The following is a 17,940-nucleotide window of genomic DNA, read 5'->3' on the forward strand; positions in this document are numbered from 1 at the left end:
ACACACGACTGCACAGCAAGAGCAAGAGCACGCGACAGGGCCCGACCCCACCACAGGGGTCGGGCCCTGTCGTGCATGTCCAACGGCTGCCTGCCGGTCACCTCGCCGTCACGCCGGTGTCGTCACCCGGACGGCTCGCTCCACCACGCTGGGTCGCGCCGGATCGTCCGGGGCGACCGCGAAGGAGCAGCAGTGGCAGCCGAGGAGGCGACGCACCGCCCACCGACCCACCGCCTACCGACCGCGCAACGCCCACCCGCGACGAGCCGCCCCGACGTGAGCGTCGTCGTGCCGGTCTACAACACGCTGCGCTACCTGCGGTCCTGCCTCGACTCCGTGCTGCGGCAGACCATCGGGCCGCACCGGATGGAGATCGTGGCGGTGGACGACGGGTCCACCGACGGCAGCGGCCGGCTGCTGGACCGGTACGCCGCCAAGCATCCCGGCACGGTGCGGGTGGTCCACCAGGCCAACTCCGGTGGCCCGGCAGCGCCCTGCAACCGGGGCCTGGACCTGGCCACCGGCCGGTACGTCTTCTTCCTCGGCTCGGACGACCGGCTCGGCCCGGAGGCCCTGGAACGTCTGGTCGCCGCCGCCGACCGGTACGGCTCGGACGTGGTGCTCGGCAAGGTGGTCGGCGTCAACGGCCGGCACGTCTTCTCGGACGTGTTCGCCTGCGGCAACGCGGTCGACGTGAGCCTGTTCGACTCGGCGCTGCCGTGGTCGCTGGCGAACACGAAGCTGTTCCGGCGCGACCTCGTGGACCGGCTCGGGCTGCGGTTCCCGGAGGACATGCCGGTGCTCAGCGACCAGCCGTTCACGCTCGCCGCCTGCTACCACGCCCGGCGCATCTCGGTGCTCGCCGACTACGACTACTACCACGCGGTACGCCGGCTGGACGCCCGCAACATCACGTACCGCAGCCGGATCGAGCAGCGCCTGGTCAGCGTGGAGCGGCTGTTCGCGTACGTGGCCGACCTGATCCCCGCCGGAGCTCGCCGGGACGCGGTGCTGCGCCGCCACGTCGGGCTGGAACTGGCGAACCTGGTCGGCGACGACTTCCGGCACCTGGACCGGGCCGCGCAGGAGCGGGTGCACGCGACAGTCGCGCGGCTGGTGCGGCGGCACGTCACCGACGGCGTGCGGGACCGGCTCGGCATCGAGGCCCGGCTGCGCCTGGGCGCGGTGACCGCGGGCGGGGTCGACGATCTGCTGGCGGTCATCGAGCAGGACAGCGGCCGGGGCGTACCGGCGACTGTGTTCGCCGGTGGCCGCTGGCACGCGGGCTATCCGGGCGCCCCGGCGCGGTGGACCGACGTCACCGACGTGCGCGCCGACTGGCTGGCGCGGCTGGACACCGTCGACGTGAGCTGGGCCGACGGGCACACGCTGACGGTGACCACGCGCAGCCCGTACCCTCGGTTCGCCACGGAGGCCGGGCCGATGCGGATGCTGGCCGGTCCGGTCGTGGGCGCCACCCGGATGGACGCCGGCGATCCGGCCGGCCGCACGTTCCGCACGGACTTCGCGCTCGACCGGCTCCTGGCCGCCGGCGGGCAACGCCATCCGGTGCGCGCCGAGGTGGACGGCGGGCACGGGCGCGGCGGCGCCGTGGTGCGCGCGCCGCGGCTCGCCGCCGGGCGGCCGCGGCTGCTGCGGCACGGCGCCCGGCTGTACGGGGTGGCGGCGACCGTCGACCCGCGCAACGGTCAGCTCGTGCTGTCGGTGGTGCCGGTGACAGTGGGTCAGCTCGTCGGGCGGCTGCGCCGGCGCGGGCGGCGCGGCCCGGCCACGGCACAGACGTCAGAGCGCGGCCCGGCCGGGGCGCAGGCCTCAGGGCGCGGCGCGGAAGCCCTGCTCGGCCGGCATGGGCACCTGGAGGTACGTGGTGCCGCGCAGGTCCAGCCAGGCCCGCTGCGGCGCGCGGACCAGCCGCACCATCACCCCGGAGCAGGCGGGGCAGCGCCCGACCAGGCCCGGGGCGTGCGAGTAGACGTGTAGCCCGGCCATCGGGCCGGTCGTCCCGCAGGTGTCGCAGCGGCCGGTGGTGGCGCTCAGGTCGACGGCGAACAACTCGCGTAGCGGCCCGTCGAGCATGTTGCCGTCCAGGTACGACAGGTCGGTCATACGCCCTCCTCGGGTCTCAGCCGGTCGGGCCGAACCGTTCGGTCCGCACGCGCCGGGTCGGGTGACCCAGCCCCACCAGCAGGTCGGCCACGGTCTCCACGAATCCGGTGGGGCCGCACACGTAACAGAGCGGCTCCAGGTCGGGCGGCCAGCCGTGACTGTTCACGTCGGCCAGGCCGATCCGGTGCGGCTCGCCGCGCCAGCCCTCGGGCGCGGACCGGGTGTAGACGTACGCGACGTCGAGGCCCTGGTCGTCGCGGGCGCGGCGGCGCAGCTCGTCGGCGTAGATGACGTCGTCGGGGGTGCGCACCGAGTAGACGAGCCGGAACGGCGTGCGGCTGCCGGCGGCCCGGCGTGCGCGGATCATCGCCATCAGCGGCACCACGCCGGATCCGCCGCCGACCAGCAGGACCGGCGCGGTGTCGTCGGTACGCCAGACGAACCAGCCGCCGACCGGGCCGCGCACCTCCAGCGGGTCGCCCTCGGCGTAGGTGTCGGTCAGGTACGGCGACACCTCACCGTCGGGCACCCGCTGCACCGTCACCTCGATCCGCTCGCCGTCGGCGGGGCCGGCGAGCGAGTACGACCGGGCGGCCTGGTAGCCGTCCTCGGCGGTCAGGCGCAGGTCGACGTGCTGTCCGGGCAGCTGCCCGGGCCAGCCGGGCACGTCCAGCACCAGCGTCTGCGCGGTGGGCGTCTCGATCCGTCGTTCGACCAGCCGGGCGACCCGCCACATCAGCGGCGCGACGCGGCGGCCCTGCGCCTGCGCCGTCACCTCAGTCGCCCTGGTAGCGCTGCTCGCGCCACGGGTCGCCGTAGTCGTGGTAGCCGGCGGTCTCCCAGAAGCCGGGCCGGTCGTCGGCGAGCAGCCGGATGCCGTGCACCCACTTCGCCGACTTCCACAGGTACAGGTGCGGTACGAGCAGCCGCGCCGGGCCGCCGTGCTCGGCCGGCAGCGGCCCCCCGTCGTACGTGTGCACCACCCAGGCCCGCCCGCCGCGCAGGTCGTCCAGCGGCAGGTTCGTGGTGTACCCGCCGTAGGAGTGCGCCAGCGCGTACCGGGCTCCGGTGTCGACGCCGTCGAGCAGCGTGTCCAGGGAGACGCCCTGCCAGGTGGTGCCGAGCTTGGACCAGCGGGTGACGCAGTGCAGGTCCACCGTCGGGGTGTCCTGCGGCAGGCCCATCAGCTCGTCCCAGGACCAGCGGTACTCCGCGCCGGTCTCGCCGGTCAGCACGAACTCCCAGGTGTCGAGGGAGACACGTGGCGTCGGGCCGGCGGAGAGCACCGGGAAGTCCTCGGTGAGGTACTGCCCCGGCGGCAGGTCGGGCGCGGACGAACGGGGCCGGCCCTGGAAGCCGGGCGAGACGATTCCCACCCGTCAGTCGTACCACCGCCGGTCGCGCCGGGGCACGGGTTCCCACCGAGTCAGGCGGAACCTCCGCCCTGCACCTCGTGCACGACGGTGCGCTTGCCGTCGCCGCTGTTGCGGGTGGCCCGCAGGCTGGTGATGGTGACGATCACCAGGACACCGATGATCACGCCGAGCGAGGCGAGCGTCGGGATCTCCGGCACGCCCTTCCAGATGCCGTGCGCCCAGTGCAGGCCGAGCTTGACGCCGATGAACGCCAGGATGGCGGCCAGGCCGTAGCTGAGGTGTACGAGCCGGCTCAGCGCGGCGTGCAGCACGAAGTAGAGTGCCCGCAGGCCCAGCAGCGCGAAGGCGTTGGTGGCGAAGACCAGGTACGGGTCCTCGGTGATCCCGTAGACGGCGGGCACCGAGTCGACGGCGAACACGATGTCCGTGGCCAGCACCGCGACCACGACGAGCGCGAACGGCGTGAGCGCCCGCCGGCCGGCCTGCCGGATCGTCATCCGGGTGCCGTGGTAGTCGTCGACCACCGGCATGATCTTGCGGAGCAGCCGTACCGACCGCATCTTGTTGATGTCGACCTCCTGCTCGTGCCCGGAGAGGGCGTCGCGCAGCAGCTTGACCGCGGTGGCGATCAGGATGAGCGCGAACAGCAGGAAGGCGAAGTCGAGCGTCTGGAGCGCGGCGGCGCCGAGCGCGATGAACACGCCGCGCAGCACGAGTGCGCCCGCGATGCCGTAGAGCAGCACCCGCTGGGCGAGCACCGCGGGCACCGCGAACGCGGCCAGCAGCAGCATGAAGACGAACAGGTTGTCGACCGAGAGGGACTTCTCGACCAGGTAACCGGTGAGGTACTCGATGCCCTGTTGGCTGCCGTAGCGGGACCAGATCCACGCGCCGAAGGCCAGCGGCAGGGCGATGTAGAAGGCCGACCAGCCGAGCGCCTCGCGCATCGAGACCTCGTGCGGCTTTCTGGTGACCAGGAAGTCGAGCACCAGCAGGACGAGCACACCGACGATCGTCACGGCCCACAACGTGGGCGTGCCGACCGACGACAACCCGCCCGCGGCCAGGGGCGACAATTCGGGCATGGGGCCTCCTCGAACACCGTGTCATGTTCGAGGTCTCCTTCACCCACGTTTTCGTGGGCAACCACCCGGGGCTCGCCTCGGCGGCTTGCCGTACTGACCGGAATGATTCGTGGGAAGTACTCCCCTCGCCTGGACAAGGCTAGGTCACCGCCGGACCTGACGCCAAGTCGGACACGGTTGATTGCCCTGGTCAACCGCTGTACGGCGGCAGCGGGCATGGCGCCGGGTCACCCCGGCCCCTAGGGTGACGCGGGTGACCAACCAGGGACCACTGACCGGCGTACGGGTGATCGAGCTGGCCGGCATCGGCCCCGGTCCGTTCGCGTCGATGATGCTGGCCGACCTCGGGGCCGACGTGGTGCGCGTCGACCGGCCCGGCGGCGGTGGGTTCGGCGCCTTTCCCGGCGACCTGCTGAACCGCAACCGCCGCTCGATCGCGGTGGACCTGAAGCAGCCCGACGGGCGTGACCTGGTGCTCGCCCTGGTCGCCGGCGCGGACGCGCTGGTCGAGGGCTTCCGGCCCGGGGTGACCGAGCGACTCGGCCTCGGCCCGGACGACTGCCTCACCGCCAACCCCCGCCTGGTGTACGGGCGGATGACCGGCTGGGGGCAGGACGGGCCACTGGCGCAGCGCGCCGGGCACGACATCGACTACCTGGCGCTGACCGGCGCGCTGCACGGCGTGGGCCGGGCCGGGGAACGCCCGGTGCCGCCGTTGAACCTGCTCGGCGACTACGGCGGCGGGGGCATGATGCTGGCGCTCGGCGTGGTCGCGGCGCTGTACGCGGTGCGTGGCGGCGCGCCCGGCCAGGTGGTCGACGCGGCCATCGTGGACGGCGTGTCGGTGCTGGCCACCCAGATCCACGCGCTGCGCGGCATCGGCCTGTGGCAGGACCCGCGCGGGGTGAACCTGCTCGACGGCGGCGCTCCCTTCTACGACACGTACGAGTGCGCCGACGGGCGGTACGTCGCGGTGGGCGCGCTGGAGCCGCAGTTCTACGCCGAACTGGTCCGCCTCACCGGCTTCCCGCTCGACGGCGAGGACGGCGCGGCGGACGGCAGCGCCGCCGACGACGCGCTGGACCGGGACGACCCGGCGAACTGGCCGGCGCTGCGGGCAGCCTGGGCGCGGCTGTTCCGCACCCGGACCCGGGACGAGTGGACGGACCTGCTGGCCGGCACCGACGCCTGCGCCGCGCCGGTGCTCGACTGGGCCGAGGCGCCGGCGCATCCGCACCTGCGCGCCCGGGACGTCTTCGTGGCGCCGGACGGCGTCACCCAGCCCGCTCCGGCGCCGCGCTTCTCGGCGACCCCGACCTCGGTGCGGCGTCCTCCGCCCTCGCCGGGCGAGCACACCGACGAGGTGCTCGCCGACGCCGGGATCGACGCCGGCCGCATCGCCGCGCTGCGCGCCGCCGGTGTGATCGGCTGACCGCCCGCGAACCGGCTCAGCGGCGGTTCGCGGCGGCCGGAGCCAGCGCCGGTTCCACCATGTCCCGGTAGTCGCGCGGGAACTGGACCACCACCTCCTGGAACTCCCCGCCCCGGATCGCCTCGCGCATCGTGACGAACACCGCGCGGACCGCGTCCCGGGCGGTGTTCTCGTCGCAGTCCGCCCGCCGGGCGACCCGGGCGACGAACTCCGCCGCGCCGAAGCGTTCGGCCGCCTCGTCCCGCGGATACGGACTGAGCAGCCCCTGCAGTGGCCTGGGCAGCTGCGCGGCCAGGTCCAGCACCTCGCCGCCGGTCAGCCGCTCGGCGAACGTCTCCAGCGTGGCCCCGGTGAGCGTGGCGGCCCGGTCCTCGCTGGTGCCGGTGAGCCGGGCGACCCGGCTCACGAAGGTCAGGTAGTGCATCCGTGGTACCCCCTTCGGTGCGCCCACCGCGGCTACCCGCGACAGCGCGCCGGAAACGGCGCCGCTCACCGGCGCGATTACGCGGCGGGATTTGCGCGCCTGCGGGCGTGAGCGGCGGCGCTACGGGTAACCGCCGCCCGGTCATGACCGCGACTACTGCCACGAGGAGCCCGACCCATGGCGAGTTACACGGATGTCCTTGAGTACCTGTCCGCGCTGGACTACCCGGCCGGCAAGGACGACGTCATCCGCGAGGCGGAACGGGAGGGCGCGCCGCCGGACGTGTTGCGGGCGCTGCGCGCGCTGCCCCCGGTGGACTACGCCAACGGCACCGAGGTGGCCCGCTCGGCCGGCATCGACGCGGCTCCCGAGGTGAGCCCGTCGCAGCGCGCGGCGCAGGCCCGGGTCGACCACCCGCGCGTGTCGCAGCACCTGCGCGGCATCTGAGCACGGCGGCGGGCCGGCGGGCGACACGGCCGCCGGCCTCTGCGCGCGCTCAGGCAAGCCCGGCGTGCGACAGTCGCGGGTGGGCGGTCGTGCGTACTCCCGTGTGGGCGGTCGGCACGCCCTGGACAGGCGAGCGCCCCGGGTCACGAACCGCGACCTGGGGCGCCACGCAGCACCTGTCCTGCGCGGTTCACGCCCGAACCGGGTCGCGACCGCGCAGCGGTGAGATGTTCGCCCGAACCGGGCTGGCATCGCTGCCACGATCATCATACGACGCGGCATCAGCCGAACGGGTGAGAATCGCGGAAGTGTGTCCGGGCGCACGCACACGCTCAGGCGGTCACCTCGGCGTACCGCCGCTCCAGGTCCACTCGCGCCAGCGCTCCGACCAGCCACGACAGTTGCTCCGACCCGTCGTTGCCGGTCAGTCCGGCGAGGTCGCGGGCGGTGCGGCCCAGCCCGAGCCGCCGGGCCGCCGCGAGCGCCCGCCGGTCGGCCACCGGTGCCGCCTCGCGCCACAGCGCCTGCGCCTCGCGCAGGAACAGGTCGCACACCTCGTCGTCCACTCCGGGCAGCGCGGTCAGCAGCCGCCGTTCCTCGCCCGGGTCCTGATGCGCGGCGGTCCGCAGCCGCCGCAGGTCACCCCGGTACGTCTCGACGACCGTGCGGGCCAGGTCGCCGAGGGTGTCGGCGATCCCGGCCAGGTCACCGCGCAGCCCGGCGGCGCGCAGCACGCGTACCCGGTCCTCGTGCCGGGAACGGGCCATCCGGGCCGCGGTGTCCCAGCCGGCGTCGCGCAGCGCTGTCGCCGCGTCGACGGCCCGGTGGAAGTCGCCCCGGCGGGCCAGCAGGACGGCCAGGTACAGCACCTGGAACAACTGGGCCGGATTGTTGGTCACCCGGAACCCGAAGCACTCGGCGAACCCGCGGCCGTCTCCGGCGAGCCGGCGGGCTAGCCGCTTCTTGTCCGCGACGTCGCGCGGGGCGGTCTTTGTCGGCATGCCGCCGACTACCCCAGCGACGGCGCGGCATTCGGGTACGGCGGTCAGCCGCGTACGTCGCCGCCGCGGTCGCGGGCCTTGAGCCGGGTGGTGGGCAGCGCTGGCGCGGGCAGCGGTGGCGCCGCGTCGTCGGCGACCACGCCGAAGCGGCGGCCGGCCATCCAGTCCTCCCGGGCGGCCACCACCTCCTCGTGCGAGCGGCCGACGAAGTTCCACCACATCACCAGCGGCTCCTCGAACGGGGTGCCGCCGAGCAGCAGCAGACGCGTGCCCGGCTCGGCGCGCAGGGTCAGCGCGTTCCGCCCGAGGCCCAGGTAGAGCAGTGCGCCGGGGGCCAGCGCCGTGCCGTCGCACTCGGCGGCGCCGGACATGGCCAGCAGCCCGTACTCGAAGTCCGGACGCAGCGCCAGCGTGGCCGGCGCCGGGCCGCGGACCTCGATCTGCGCGCCGACCAGCGGGGTGTGCACGACCGCGGGCGAGCGTTCCCCGCCGAGGTCGCCGACGAGCAGCGTGACGTCCAGGTCGCCGTCGCGGAGGCGGGGCAGGCCGGCGTGGTGGGCGAAGTCCGGGTCACCGGCCCGGGCCGGGTCGGGCAGCGCCACCCACAGCTGCACGCCGTGCATCAGCGGCGGGTGCACCAGCGGGGAGCGCTCGGAGTGGGCGATGCCGCGCCCGGAGGTCATCACGTTGAGCTGGCCCGGGCGGATGGGCTGCACGTTGCCGAGGCTGTCGCGGTGCAGGATCTCCCCGTCGAGCAGCCAGGTGACGGTCTGGAGCCCGGTGTGCGGATGCGGCGGCACCTCCATGCCGGGCCGGTCGGCCACGTCGTCGGGCCCGAAGTGGTCGACGAAGCACCAGGCGCCGACCATCCGGCGCTGCCGCTGCGGCAGCAGCCGCCGCACCGTGGTGTAGCGGCCGAGCGGGACGTCGTGGCCGGGCAGCAGCACGCTGCCCGGATCGGTCGGGCCGACGCCCGGCGGGAGCGTCTGCGCGGGCAGGGATTCGGTGCGGTCCACCGCCCGACTGTACGCTCACTCCGCGGTGACGCTCACCGCGTTCGCGCCCCCGACCAGGTCGAGGTAGAGCCGGTCGGCGGCCCGGTCCCAGCCCGGCGAGCTGACCAGGTCCCCGGCGGCGATCCCGCCGCGCCGCTCGTCGTACAGGGTCAGGGAGCCGGCGCCGGAGGCCACCCGCACCCGGGCCGGCGGCCCGCCGGGCACGGTGACGGTGAGTTCGCTGACCCCGCCGGTCATCCGGACGGTGAGCGAGCCGTCGAGCCGCGGCAGCAGCAGCCGGGTACGCGACGCGCCGCCGACCAGGTCGACCCCGGCGAGCCGGGCCTCACCCAGGTCGAGGCGCTGCTCGCTGACCCCGCCGATCAGCCGCAGCCGCCAGGTGACCCGGGAGTTGAGCACCACCTCGACGGCGGACGGGCCGGGGCGGCCGTTCTCCTCCACCCGCAGCCGGACCCGGTCGCCCACGAGCTGCGGGCGCGGGGTCACACCCGAGCCGTCCGGCGCGCCGATCCGGTAGAGGTCGTCGCCGAGGTCGGTGGCCCGCAGCGTGAACCGGGTCAGCCCGTCGACCAGCTCGAACTGGGCGCGCTGCCGGTCGCCGCGGGGCGCGGCGACGGTCTCGGCGCCGGCCACCTCGGCGGCGCCCGCCGCGCCGGAGCCGCCGTTCCCGGTGACCGGTGACGCCGGCGCGCCGCCGGAGAAGACCACGCCGAGGCGGGCCGGGTTGGACAGCGTCACCGCCACCGCCACGACGCCGAGCACCACCACCAGCACCGCGGCGGCGGCCAGCAGCCGGGCTCCGCCGGACCAGCGGGGCCGGGCCAGGTCGGGGTCGTCCTCGGATGCGGTCATGGTCGTCCCCTCTCGCCGGTCCCCACCGGGTCATACGTCCGCGTCGGCGTCCCGGTTCATTCCCGCTCCGGTACGCGAACGCACCTTGTCGGCGCACGCGGTCAGCACGGCGTGCGCGTCCAGGCCGAGGCTCTCGATGGCGACCAGGGCGGTGAACGCCACGTCGGCCAGTTCGGCGGCGACCTCCTCACGGGTGTGCGTCACGCCCTTGCGCGGGTTCTGCCCGAGCAGGCCGATCCAGGCCGCGGCGACCTCGCCGGCCTCCTCGCCGATCTTGAGGATGCGACAGGTCAGTTCGGTGTCGCCGCGGCCGTTCGCGGCGTCGAGCCAGGCGCGCGCGTCCCGCGCCGTCGTCCAGATGGTGGCGTCCACGCGGACCAGTGAACCCCACCCCACGGACCGTTCGTATCCTGGGGCGACGCAGGCCAGGTGGCCTGCGTCCCAGGCGAGAGGAGGTGCCCGTGATGCCGGAGACCGTCGAGTCGGTGTTCGCCGGCGTGGTCGCCCGGAACCCGGGAGAGCCCGAGTTCCACCAGGCGGTCCGCGAGGTGCTGGAGAGCATCGGTCCGGCCCTGGCCCGGCATCCGGAGTACGCCGAGGTGGTCGAGCGGGTCTGCGAGCCGGAGCGGCAGGTCATCTTCCGCGTGCCGTGGGAGGACGACCAGGGCCGGGTGCGGGTGAACCGCGGCTTCCGGGTGGAGTTCAACAGCGCGCTCGGCCCGTTCAAGGGCGGCCTGCGCTTCCACCCGTCGGTCTACCTGGGCATCGTGAAGTTCCTCGGGTTCGAGCAGATCTTCAAGAACGCGCTGACCGGTCTCGCGATCGGCGGCGGCAAGGGCGGCGCCGACTTCGATCCGAAGGGCCGCTCCGACCGCGAGGTGATGCGGTTCTGCCAGAGCTTCATGACCGAGCTGTACCGGCACATCGGCCCGCAGACCGACGTACCGGCCGGTGACATCGGGGTGGGCGGCCGGGAGATCGGCTACCTGTTCGGGCAGTACAAGCGGATCACCAACCGGTACGACGCGGGCGTGCTCACCGGCAAGGGGCTGGCGTACGGGGGCGCGCAGGTACGCCGGGAGGCGACCGGGTACGGGGCGGTGTTCTTCGCCGACGAGATGCTCCGGCAGGCCGGTGACAGCCTGGAGGGCAAGCGGGTGGTGGTGTCCGGCTCCGGCAACGTGGCCATCTACGCGATCGAGAAGGTGCACCAGCTCGGCGGCACCGTGGTGGCGTGCTCGGACTCCGGCGGCTACGTGGTCGACGAGAAGGGCATCGACCTGCCGTTGCTGCGCGAGCTGAAGGAGCAGCGCCGGGGCCGGCTGGCCGAGTACGCGGAGCACGCGCGCAACGCGGTGGCGGTCCCGGACCGCAACGTGTGGGAGGTGCCCTGCGACCTGGCGCTGCCCTGCGCCACGCAGAACGAGATCGGCGGCGCGGAGGCGGCCGCGCTGGTGGCCGGCGGCTGCGTCGCGGTGGTGGAGGGGGCGAACATGCCCACCACGCCGGAGGCGGTGCGGATCCTCGGCCGGGCCGGGGTGCGGTTCGCCCCGGGCAAGGCCGCCAACGCCGGCGGGGTGGCGGTGAGCGGGCTGGAGATGCAGCAGAACGCCAGCCGCGACACGTGGACGTTCGGCGAGTCGGAGCAGCGGCTGCGCGAGATCATGCGGGACGTGCACGACAGGTGCTGGGCGACCGCGGAGGAGTTCGGGCTGCCCGGCGACTACGTGGCCGGGGCGAACATCCAGGGGTTCCGGCGGGTGGCCGAGGCGATGCTGGCACACGGGCTGGTGTGAGCGGACGGCGGGACGGACGCTGACGGAGCGGTCGGTCAGCGATTGACAGCTTTCGACGCCCGGCCTACGTTCAGGGCGCTACCGGCCGGTAGGCATCCGTCCCGCGTCGTCACCCCCGTCCCGGGGTGGCACCCGTCCCCGGGGAGCAGCGATGCAGCCCTCACCCGTCCGCCGCCGGCTGCTCGCCGTCGGTACGGTCCTCGCGCTGGCGCTCGGCCTGACCGGCGCGGCACCCGCCGCCGCCGGCGGCCGTGACGACGGCAGCGGCCCGCTGCCCGGCTACACCATCGTCAACCCGCCGCTGCCGCCGCTCGTCGTCGGCGGGGCCGCCACCACCGTGCGGCAGGGCGTGCACGCGAACGCCGGGTACATCATCGAGATCCCGGCGCGCTGGAACGGCGACCTGGTCATGTGGGCGCACGGTTACCGCGGCCAGGGCACCGAGCTGTCGCCGGAGCCGCCCGCCTTCGAGCTGCGGCAGCGCCTGATCGCGCAGGGGTACGCGTGGGCGTCGTCGTCGTACGACCGCAACGGCTACGACGTGCGCTCCGGCGTACGCGGCACCCGCGCCCTGGCCGATCTGTTCAGCCGTACCGTCCGGCGCCCGCACCGGGTGCTCGTCGCCGGTGTTTCGATGGGCGGCCACGTCATCGGCCGGTCGCTGGAGCAGTACCCGGGCTACTACGCCGGGGCGCTGCCGATGTGCGGGGTGCTCGGCGACCAGGAGCTGTTCGACTTCTTCCTGGACTACAACCTGGTCGCGCAGGCGCTGGCCGGGGTGCGCGCGTACCCGACGCCGGCCGACTACCTGACCTCGGCGGTGCCCCGGATCCAGGTCACGCTCGGCCTGGCCGGGCTGACGCCGGGCGGCCCGGACACCACCAACGACCTGGGCAAGCAACTGCGCGCGGTCACAGTGGAGCGCTCCGGCGGGCCGCGGCCGGGCGCGGACTCCGCGTTCGCGGTGTGGAAGGACTTCCTGTTCGGCATCGCCGTCAGCGAGGCGGACGGCTCCCCCGCCCGCCGTCCCGGTCAGCTCGCCACGAACCTGTTCACCCGGTACGCGCCGAACCAGCCGGTGAACCTCGACGCCACGGTGCAGCGGGTCGCGCCGGAGAACCTGCGCCAGCGGCTCTCGCCCGGCCTGACCGAGGTGCCCCGGATCGCGGGGCGGCCCACCGCGCCGGTGCTCAGCCTGCACGGGCTCGGCGACCTGTTCGTGCCGTTCGGGATGGAGCAGGCGTACGCCCGGGACGTGGCCAGGCACGGCCGGTCCCGGCTGCTGGTGCAGCGGGCGGTGCGCACCGCGCAGCACTGCGAGTTCAGCCCGGCCGAGGCCGGCGCCGCGTGGGACGACCTGGCTCGCTGGGTCCGCACCGGCAAGCGCCCGGCCGGTGACGCGGTCACCGACCGGCGCGCGGTGGCGGCGCCGGACTTCGGCTGCCGGTTCAGCGACCACGCCGCCCGGGCCGCCGGCGCCGGCACCCGCCTGCTCTACCCGCCCTGCTGAGCCTGCCCTCAGTCCTCCGCCCGGCCGTACCAGCCACCCCGGTAGACGGTGCCCTGCGGGGCCGCCTGCGGCTCCGGCTCCAGCTGCGGCTCCGGCTGCTGCGGCACGTCGCCGGCGGTGCGGCGGGAGCGGCGGACCCGGCTGACCACGAACCAGCAGACACCGGCCGCCACGGCCACGATGACGACCTTCTGGAACGTGCCCGCGTACGCCTCGACCACGTGCCACTGCTCGCCCAGCAGGTAACCGGCGAGCACGAACGTGGTGTTCCAGATCAGGCTGCCCAGCGCGGTGTAGAGCAGGAAGACCGGCACCGGCATCCGTTCCACCCCGGCCGGGATGGAGATGAGACTGCGGAAGATCGGAATCATCCGGCCGAAGAACACCGCCTTGACGCCGTGGCGCAGGAACCACGCCTCGGTGCGGTCCACGTCCTCCAGCTTGATCAGCGGCAGCCGCGCGGCCAGGGCACGCATCCGGTCCCGCCCGAGGGCCGCGCCGATGTAGTAGAGCGCCAGCGCGCCGACGATCGACCCGAGCGTGGTCCAGAAGATGGCGCCGGCCAGGCTCATCCTGCCCTGGCTCGCGGTGAAGCCGGCAAGCGGCAGGATCACCTCGCTGGGGATGGGCGGGAACAGGTTCTCCAGGGCCACCGCGAGGCCGGCGCCCGGACCACCGAGCCGTTCCATCAGGCCGGTGACCCAGCCGGCCACTCCGTCGCCGGTCGGTTCCGCGGCCCGCGAGGTGCTCACCCGGGGGACGGCGAGCAGCTGTGCGTTTCCGATCATCGGACCAACGTTACGGGGCGAAGCCGCGGACGACCACGCGTCATGGAAACCATTATCGTGTAGGCCATGCGTACGCCGTTGCGGATCGCCGTCGCCCAGCCGTTGACCCGCTCCCTCGACGTCGAGGGCAACGCCGACCGGCACGCCGACGCGGTGCGCGCCGCCTCGGCCCGCGTGGTGGTGTTCCCGGAGATGTCGCTGACCGGGTACGAGCTGACCGCCGCGCCGCTGGACCCGGCCGACCCGAGGCTCGCGCCGCTGCGTGCGGCCTGCGCCGACACCGGGACGCTGGCGCTGGCCGGGGCGCCGGTGCCCGGGCCGCACATCGGGGTGCTCGCGGTCGACGCCGACGGCGTGCGGGTCGCGTACCGGAAGATGTGTCTGGGTGGCGCGGAGCCGCGGCACATGCGACCGGGCCCGGAGCCGGCGGTGCTCGATGTGGACGGCTGGCGGCTGGGCCTGGCGGTGTGCAAGGACACCGGGATGCCGGAGCACGCGGCGGCGACGGTGGCACTCGGCGCGGACGCCTACCTGGCGGGGGTGCTGGAGTCGGCCGAGGACGCGGCGGTGCCGGACGAACGCGCCCGCCGCGTCGCCGCCGCGCACGGGGTGTGGGTGGTGACGGCGAGTTTCGCCGGCTCGACCGGTGGCGGGTACGCGCGGGCCGCCGGCGGTTCGGGGATCTGGTCGCCGGACGGCGAGCCGGTGGTCCGGGCCGGCACGGGAGTCGGCGAGGTGGTCACCGCCACGCTGCGGTGACGCTCAACCCTCGTCGGCGCCGCCGCGCAGCCGCTCGTAGCCGTCGATCAGCTTCCGCAACGCTGCGGCGGTGACCGGGTCGATCTTGTCGTCCTCGGCCGCGTCCTCGATCTTCTCGCGCAGGTCCTCGACCCGCTTGTCCCGGTCCTTCGGCTTGCCCCGCTCCAGCTCGGCGGCCTTCTTCCGCAGGTCGTCAGCCGTCTTGCGGTCGACCAGCCCGATCGCCTCGGCCCGGTCGAGCAGCTCACCGAACCGGTCGCCGAGCTGACGCAGCGTCACCGGTTCGGATGCCGTCGACGGCGGGGCGGCGCTGCTGGGTTCGGGGACGGGCGGTTCGGCGGCGCCGGTCGACGGGCCGGCGGTGGGCGCGGCGGCCGGCGGGGTGCCGGAGCCGTCGCCCCACACCAGCGAGCCGACCACGGCGAGCAGCAGCACCACGGCACCGGCGACGAGCAGCCCGAACAGCCGGTTCGACGAGACCGCCGGGCGCGACGGCGCGACGGGACGTGCCGGCGGGACCGGGCGGGACGCGGCGGCCGGGGACCGCTCGACGAGGGTGGGCGGGTGCGCCACCGGCGCCACGGTGGGCAGGACCGCGGTCGGCGGATCCACCGGACGGCCCGCGCCGAGCCGCTCGGCGAGCCGGGCCGCTGTGGGCCGCCGCTCCGGGTCCATCGCGAGGCAGGCCAGGACCAGGTCGGCGACCTCCGGCGGCAGGCCGGGCACCCGCAGCGGCGGCACCGCCGGCCGGTTGCGCCGCACGTCCAGCACGTCGTCCCAGCTGCGCACCGGCAGCGGCGCCCGGCCGGTGAGGCTGCGGTACAGCAGTACGCCGAGCGCGTACACGTCGCCGGCCGGGTTCGCGGGGCCGGGGTCGAGGCGTTCCGGGGCGAAGTAGGCGGGGGTGCCCATCAGCAGCGCGCCGGGCTGCCCGGTGACCGGGTGCGGGCCGGCGGGCGCGGCGATGCCGAAGTCGAGCACTTTCGCGCCGGTCTCGGTGAGCATCACGTTGGCCGGCTTGACGTCGCGGTGCACCACGCCGATCCGGTGCGCCGCGGCCAGCGCCCCGGCGACCTGCCCGGCCGTGCGGACCGCATCCGGCCAGGCCAGCGGCCCGCCGGCCAGCCGGTCGGCGAGCGTCTGGCCCTCCACCAGCTCCATCACCAGGTACGGGACCACGACGCCGCTGTCCAGCGTCGCCTCGCCGTAGTCGTACACCTGGGTGACGTGCGGGTGGGTGAGCCGCGCCGCCGCGCGGGCCTCGCGCTGGATGACCGCCCGCAGTTGCGGGTCGGCGGCGAGCTGCCCGGCGAGGGCCTTGACCGCGACGGGCCGGTGCAGCACCTCGTCGTCGGCGCGCCACACCTCGGACATCCCGCCGAGACCGATGCGTTCGCGCAGGACGTATCGGTCGTGCAGGCGCAGGGCGGACGTGAACGGCGACATGATGCCTCCAGTCTGCCCGTCCGGGCCCCGTGCCCGTCAACCGTCCGGCGGGGGTGCCCGGGTCAGGGCTTGCGGGCGACCCCGCCGTACATGCTGACCTCGATCACCGACGGGCGCGGCTCGGGCTCGCCGTCGGCGCGCCACTCGGCGACCGAGCAGACGCCCGGCTCGACCAGCTCCAGCCCGTCGAAGAAGCGCACGACCTCCTCCCGGCTGCGCAAGTTGATCACGCCGTGCGGGCCGCCGCCGCGGGCCGCCGCCTTCGCCTCGGCGGCCACCTCGGCCGGCAGGTAGTCGTGGGTGGCGTGCGAGGCGGCCAGGTAGCTGCCGTCGGGCAGGGCGTCCAGCAGCCGGCCGACGATCGCGTACGGGTCTTCGCCGTCGGGCACGAAGTGCAGCACCGCCAGCAGCATCAACGCCACCGGCTGGGAGAAGTCCAGCGTGCGGCGCAGGTCGGGGTGGGCGAGGATGCCCTCCGGGTCACGCAGGTCCGCGTCGAGGTAGGCGGTGGCGCCCTCGGCGGAGCTGGTGAGCAGCGCGCGGGCGTGGGCCAGCACGATCGGGTCGTTGTCGACGTAGACCACCCGGGCGCGCGGGTCGGTCGCCTGCGCCACCTCGTGCGTGTTGTCGGCGGTGGGGATGCCCGTGCCGATGTCCAGGAACTGCCGGATGCCCGCCTCGCCGGCCAGATGGCGCACCGCGCGGCGCAGGAACCGCCGGTTCTCCAGGGCGCTGATCCGGATGGTCGGGAACCGCGCGGCCATCGCGTCGCCGGAGTCGCGGTCGGCCTGGAAGTTGTCCTTGCCGCCGAGCCAGTAGTTGTACCGGCGGGCGGGATGCGCCACCGTGGTGTCGATCCGGCCGGCGAGTGGCCCGGAATCGGGTGCCGTACCTGGTGCGTCGCTGGTCAAGGCCGCCTCCACGACTCGCGTGCCACCGTCCACTGTCTCCGATCGGCGGTCATGCTACTGCCCGCCACCGCGCCGGTCAGACCGGGTACAGCTCGTCGCGCATGCGGGCCAGCAGCTCGGGGGTCCGCTCCGGCGGCGCGGCCTCCACGCACAGCCGTTCCATCGCCTCGGCGTAGAAGTCGAGGTCGTCGCGCTTGTCGAGGTAGATGGCGCTGGTCAGCTGCTCGATGTAGACGATGTCCGGCAGGTCGGCGTCACCGAAGCGCAGGATGCTGAACGCGCCGCTGGCCGCGGCGTGCCCACCGGCGGCGAACGGGACGATCTGCAACCGTACGTGCGGGCCGGAGGTCGCCTCGATCAGCGCGTCCATCTGCTCCCGCATCACCGCGGCGCCGCCGATCGGGCGGCGCAGCACCGCCTCGTCGAGCACCGCCCACAGCTGCGGCGGGTTCGCCCGCCGCAGCAGCTCCTTGCGCTGCATCCGCAGCTCCACCCGCCGGTCCAGCTCCGCCGCCGACGCGCCGCGGTGGCCGAGCAGGATCACCTGCCGGGCGTACGCGGCGGTCTGCAACAGGCCGGGTACGAACTGCACCTCGTAGGTGCGGATCAGCGCGGCGGCCGCCTCCAGGCCCAGGTACGACTGGAACCAGGCGGGGAGCACGTCGCCGTAGCGGTGCCACCAGCCCGGGCTGTTCGCGTCCCGGGCCAGCTTGAGCAGCGCGTCGCGGTCCTCCGGCGTGGTGACGCCGTAGAGCGTGAGCAGGTCGGCCACGTCGCGCTCCTTGAAGCCGACCCGGCCCAGCTCCATCCGGCTGATCTTCGACTCCGACGAGCGGATCTCCCAGCCGGCGGTCTCACGGCTGACCCCGGCGCTCTCCCGCAGCCGGCGCAGCTGCCCGCCGAGGAGCATGCGCAGCACTGTCGGCCCGCTTGTCGGACCACCCTCGACGGGCACCGTCGCCACCTGACC

Annotated in this window: 18 protein-coding genes and 1 pseudogene; 6 read left to right on the forward strand and 13 right to left on the reverse strand. The window is 74.5% G+C overall.

Annotation, left to right across the window (positions count from 1 at the left end; genetic code table 11):
* The first annotated feature begins 192 nt into the window (after positions 1–192).
* Complete coding sequence (locus GA0070562_RS26925) at positions 193–2,001, forward strand: glycosyltransferase family 2 protein (RefSeq protein WP_091427156.1); 1,809 nt, start codon at positions 193–195, stop codon at positions 1,999–2,001.
* Here the strand turns inward: GA0070562_RS26925 and GA0070562_RS30815 are convergent.
* From GA0070562_RS30815 to GA0070562_RS26940, 4 genes and pseudogenes are all read right to left on the reverse strand, one after another.
* Positions 1,927–2,127: pseudogene (locus GA0070562_RS30815) on the reverse strand (DUF6510 family protein); the annotation flags it as partial. The gene GA0070562_RS26925 and the pseudogene GA0070562_RS30815 overlap by 75 nt on opposite strands.
* 16 nt (positions 2,128–2,143) lie before the next feature.
* Positions 2,144–2,863, reverse strand: a complete 720-nt coding sequence (locus GA0070562_RS26930) for a ferredoxin reductase (protein WP_175438896.1) — start codon at positions 2,861–2,863, stop codon at positions 2,144–2,146.
* Between the two features lie 40 nt (positions 2,864–2,903).
* The gene (locus tag GA0070562_RS26935) at positions 2,904–3,503 is read right to left on the reverse strand and encodes a sulfite oxidase-like oxidoreductase (protein WP_091427158.1); all 600 of its coding nucleotides are present in this window, start codon (positions 3,501–3,503) and stop codon (positions 2,904–2,906) included.
* A gap of 50 nt (positions 3,504–3,553) precedes the next feature.
* Entirely contained in the window at positions 3,554–4,588 is a 1,035-nt protein-coding gene (locus GA0070562_RS26940) for a TerC/Alx family metal homeostasis membrane protein (protein WP_091427159.1), read from the reverse strand.
* Between the two features lie 244 nt (positions 4,589–4,832).
* Here GA0070562_RS26940 and GA0070562_RS26945 point away from each other — a divergent pair, with 244 nt between their 5' ends.
* On the forward strand, positions 4,833–6,020 hold the full coding sequence (locus GA0070562_RS26945; protein WP_091427160.1) for a CaiB/BaiF CoA transferase family protein: 1,188 nt from the start codon (positions 4,833–4,835) through the stop codon (positions 6,018–6,020).
* Positions 6,021–6,036: 16 nt separating this feature from the next.
* On the opposite strand, the gene GA0070562_RS26950 is transcribed toward GA0070562_RS26945, so the two are convergent.
* Positions 6,037–6,444, reverse strand: a complete 408-nt coding sequence (locus GA0070562_RS26950) for a DUF2267 domain-containing protein (protein WP_091427161.1) — start codon at positions 6,442–6,444, stop codon at positions 6,037–6,039.
* Positions 6,445–6,621: 177 nt separating this feature from the next.
* Here GA0070562_RS26950 and GA0070562_RS26955 point away from each other — a divergent pair, with 177 nt between their 5' ends.
* Entirely contained in the window at positions 6,622–6,891 is a 270-nt protein-coding gene (locus GA0070562_RS26955) for a DUF2795 domain-containing protein (protein ID WP_091427162.1), read from the forward strand.
* 332 nt (positions 6,892–7,223) lie between these two features.
* Here GA0070562_RS26955 and GA0070562_RS26960 read toward each other — a convergent pair whose 3' ends face one another.
* The 4 genes from GA0070562_RS26960 to GA0070562_RS26975 are packed head-to-tail and all read right to left on the reverse strand — an operon-like array spanning position 7,224 to position 10,132.
* On the reverse strand, positions 7,224–7,892 hold the full coding sequence (locus GA0070562_RS26960) for a hypothetical protein (RefSeq protein WP_091427163.1): 669 nt from the start codon (positions 7,890–7,892) through the stop codon (positions 7,224–7,226).
* Between the two features lie 44 nt (positions 7,893–7,936).
* Complete coding sequence (locus tag GA0070562_RS26965; RefSeq protein ID WP_091427164.1) at positions 7,937–8,908, reverse strand: pirin family protein; 972 nt, start codon at positions 8,906–8,908, stop codon at positions 7,937–7,939.
* Between the two features lie 15 nt (positions 8,909–8,923).
* Entirely contained in the window at positions 8,924–9,760 is an 837-nt protein-coding gene (locus tag GA0070562_RS26970; protein WP_091427165.1) for a hypothetical protein, read from the reverse strand.
* Positions 9,761–9,790: 30 nt separating this feature from the next.
* Positions 9,791–10,132, reverse strand: a complete 342-nt coding sequence (locus GA0070562_RS26975; RefSeq protein ID WP_091427166.1) for a MazG-like family protein — start codon at positions 10,130–10,132, stop codon at positions 9,791–9,793.
* 92 nt (positions 10,133–10,224) lie between these two features.
* Here GA0070562_RS26975 and gdhA point away from each other — a divergent pair, with 92 nt between their 5' ends.
* Both gdhA and GA0070562_RS26985 read left to right on the forward strand, forming a co-directional pair.
* Positions 10,225–11,556, forward strand: a complete 1,332-nt coding sequence (gene gdhA, locus GA0070562_RS26980; RefSeq protein ID WP_091427362.1) for an NADP-specific glutamate dehydrogenase — start codon at positions 10,225–10,227, stop codon at positions 11,554–11,556.
* A 151-nt stretch (positions 11,557–11,707) separates the two neighbouring features.
* Positions 11,708–13,066, forward strand: a complete 1,359-nt coding sequence (locus GA0070562_RS26985; RefSeq protein WP_091427167.1) for a hypothetical protein — start codon at positions 11,708–11,710, stop codon at positions 13,064–13,066.
* Between the two features lie 8 nt (positions 13,067–13,074).
* Here GA0070562_RS26985 and GA0070562_RS26990 read toward each other — a convergent pair whose 3' ends face one another.
* A complete protein-coding gene (locus GA0070562_RS26990) occupies positions 13,075–13,854 on the reverse strand; it encodes a DedA family protein (RefSeq protein ID WP_091427168.1) in 780 nt (259 codons plus the stop codon).
* Between the two features lie 66 nt (positions 13,855–13,920).
* Here GA0070562_RS26990 and GA0070562_RS26995 point away from each other — a divergent pair, with 66 nt between their 5' ends.
* A complete protein-coding gene (locus GA0070562_RS26995) occupies positions 13,921–14,613 on the forward strand; it encodes a carbon-nitrogen hydrolase family protein (protein ID WP_091427169.1) in 693 nt (230 codons plus the stop codon).
* A gap of 3 nt (positions 14,614–14,616) precedes the next feature.
* Here GA0070562_RS26995 and GA0070562_RS27000 read toward each other — a convergent pair whose 3' ends face one another.
* The 3 genes from GA0070562_RS27000 to GA0070562_RS27010 form a co-directional block, all read right to left on the reverse strand.
* Positions 14,617–16,059 (reverse strand): serine/threonine-protein kinase, encoded by a 1,443-nt coding sequence (locus GA0070562_RS27000; RefSeq protein ID WP_091427170.1) that lies wholly within the window; start codon positions 16,057–16,059, stop codon positions 14,617–14,619.
* A gap of 62 nt (positions 16,060–16,121) precedes the next feature.
* Positions 16,122–16,970 (reverse strand): SAM-dependent methyltransferase, encoded by an 849-nt coding sequence (locus GA0070562_RS27005; RefSeq protein WP_091427364.1) that lies wholly within the window; start codon positions 16,968–16,970, stop codon positions 16,122–16,124.
* 76 nt (positions 16,971–17,046) lie between these two features.
* Complete coding sequence (locus tag GA0070562_RS27010; RefSeq protein ID WP_091427171.1) at positions 17,047–17,934, reverse strand: helix-turn-helix domain-containing protein; 888 nt, start codon at positions 17,932–17,934, stop codon at positions 17,047–17,049.
* Positions 17,935–17,940: the final 6 nt, after the last annotated feature.

Source organism: Micromonospora tulbaghiae, from assembly GCF_900091605.1.
GTDB classification, from domain to species: Bacteria; Actinomycetota; Actinomycetes; order Mycobacteriales; family Micromonosporaceae; genus Micromonospora; species Micromonospora tulbaghiae.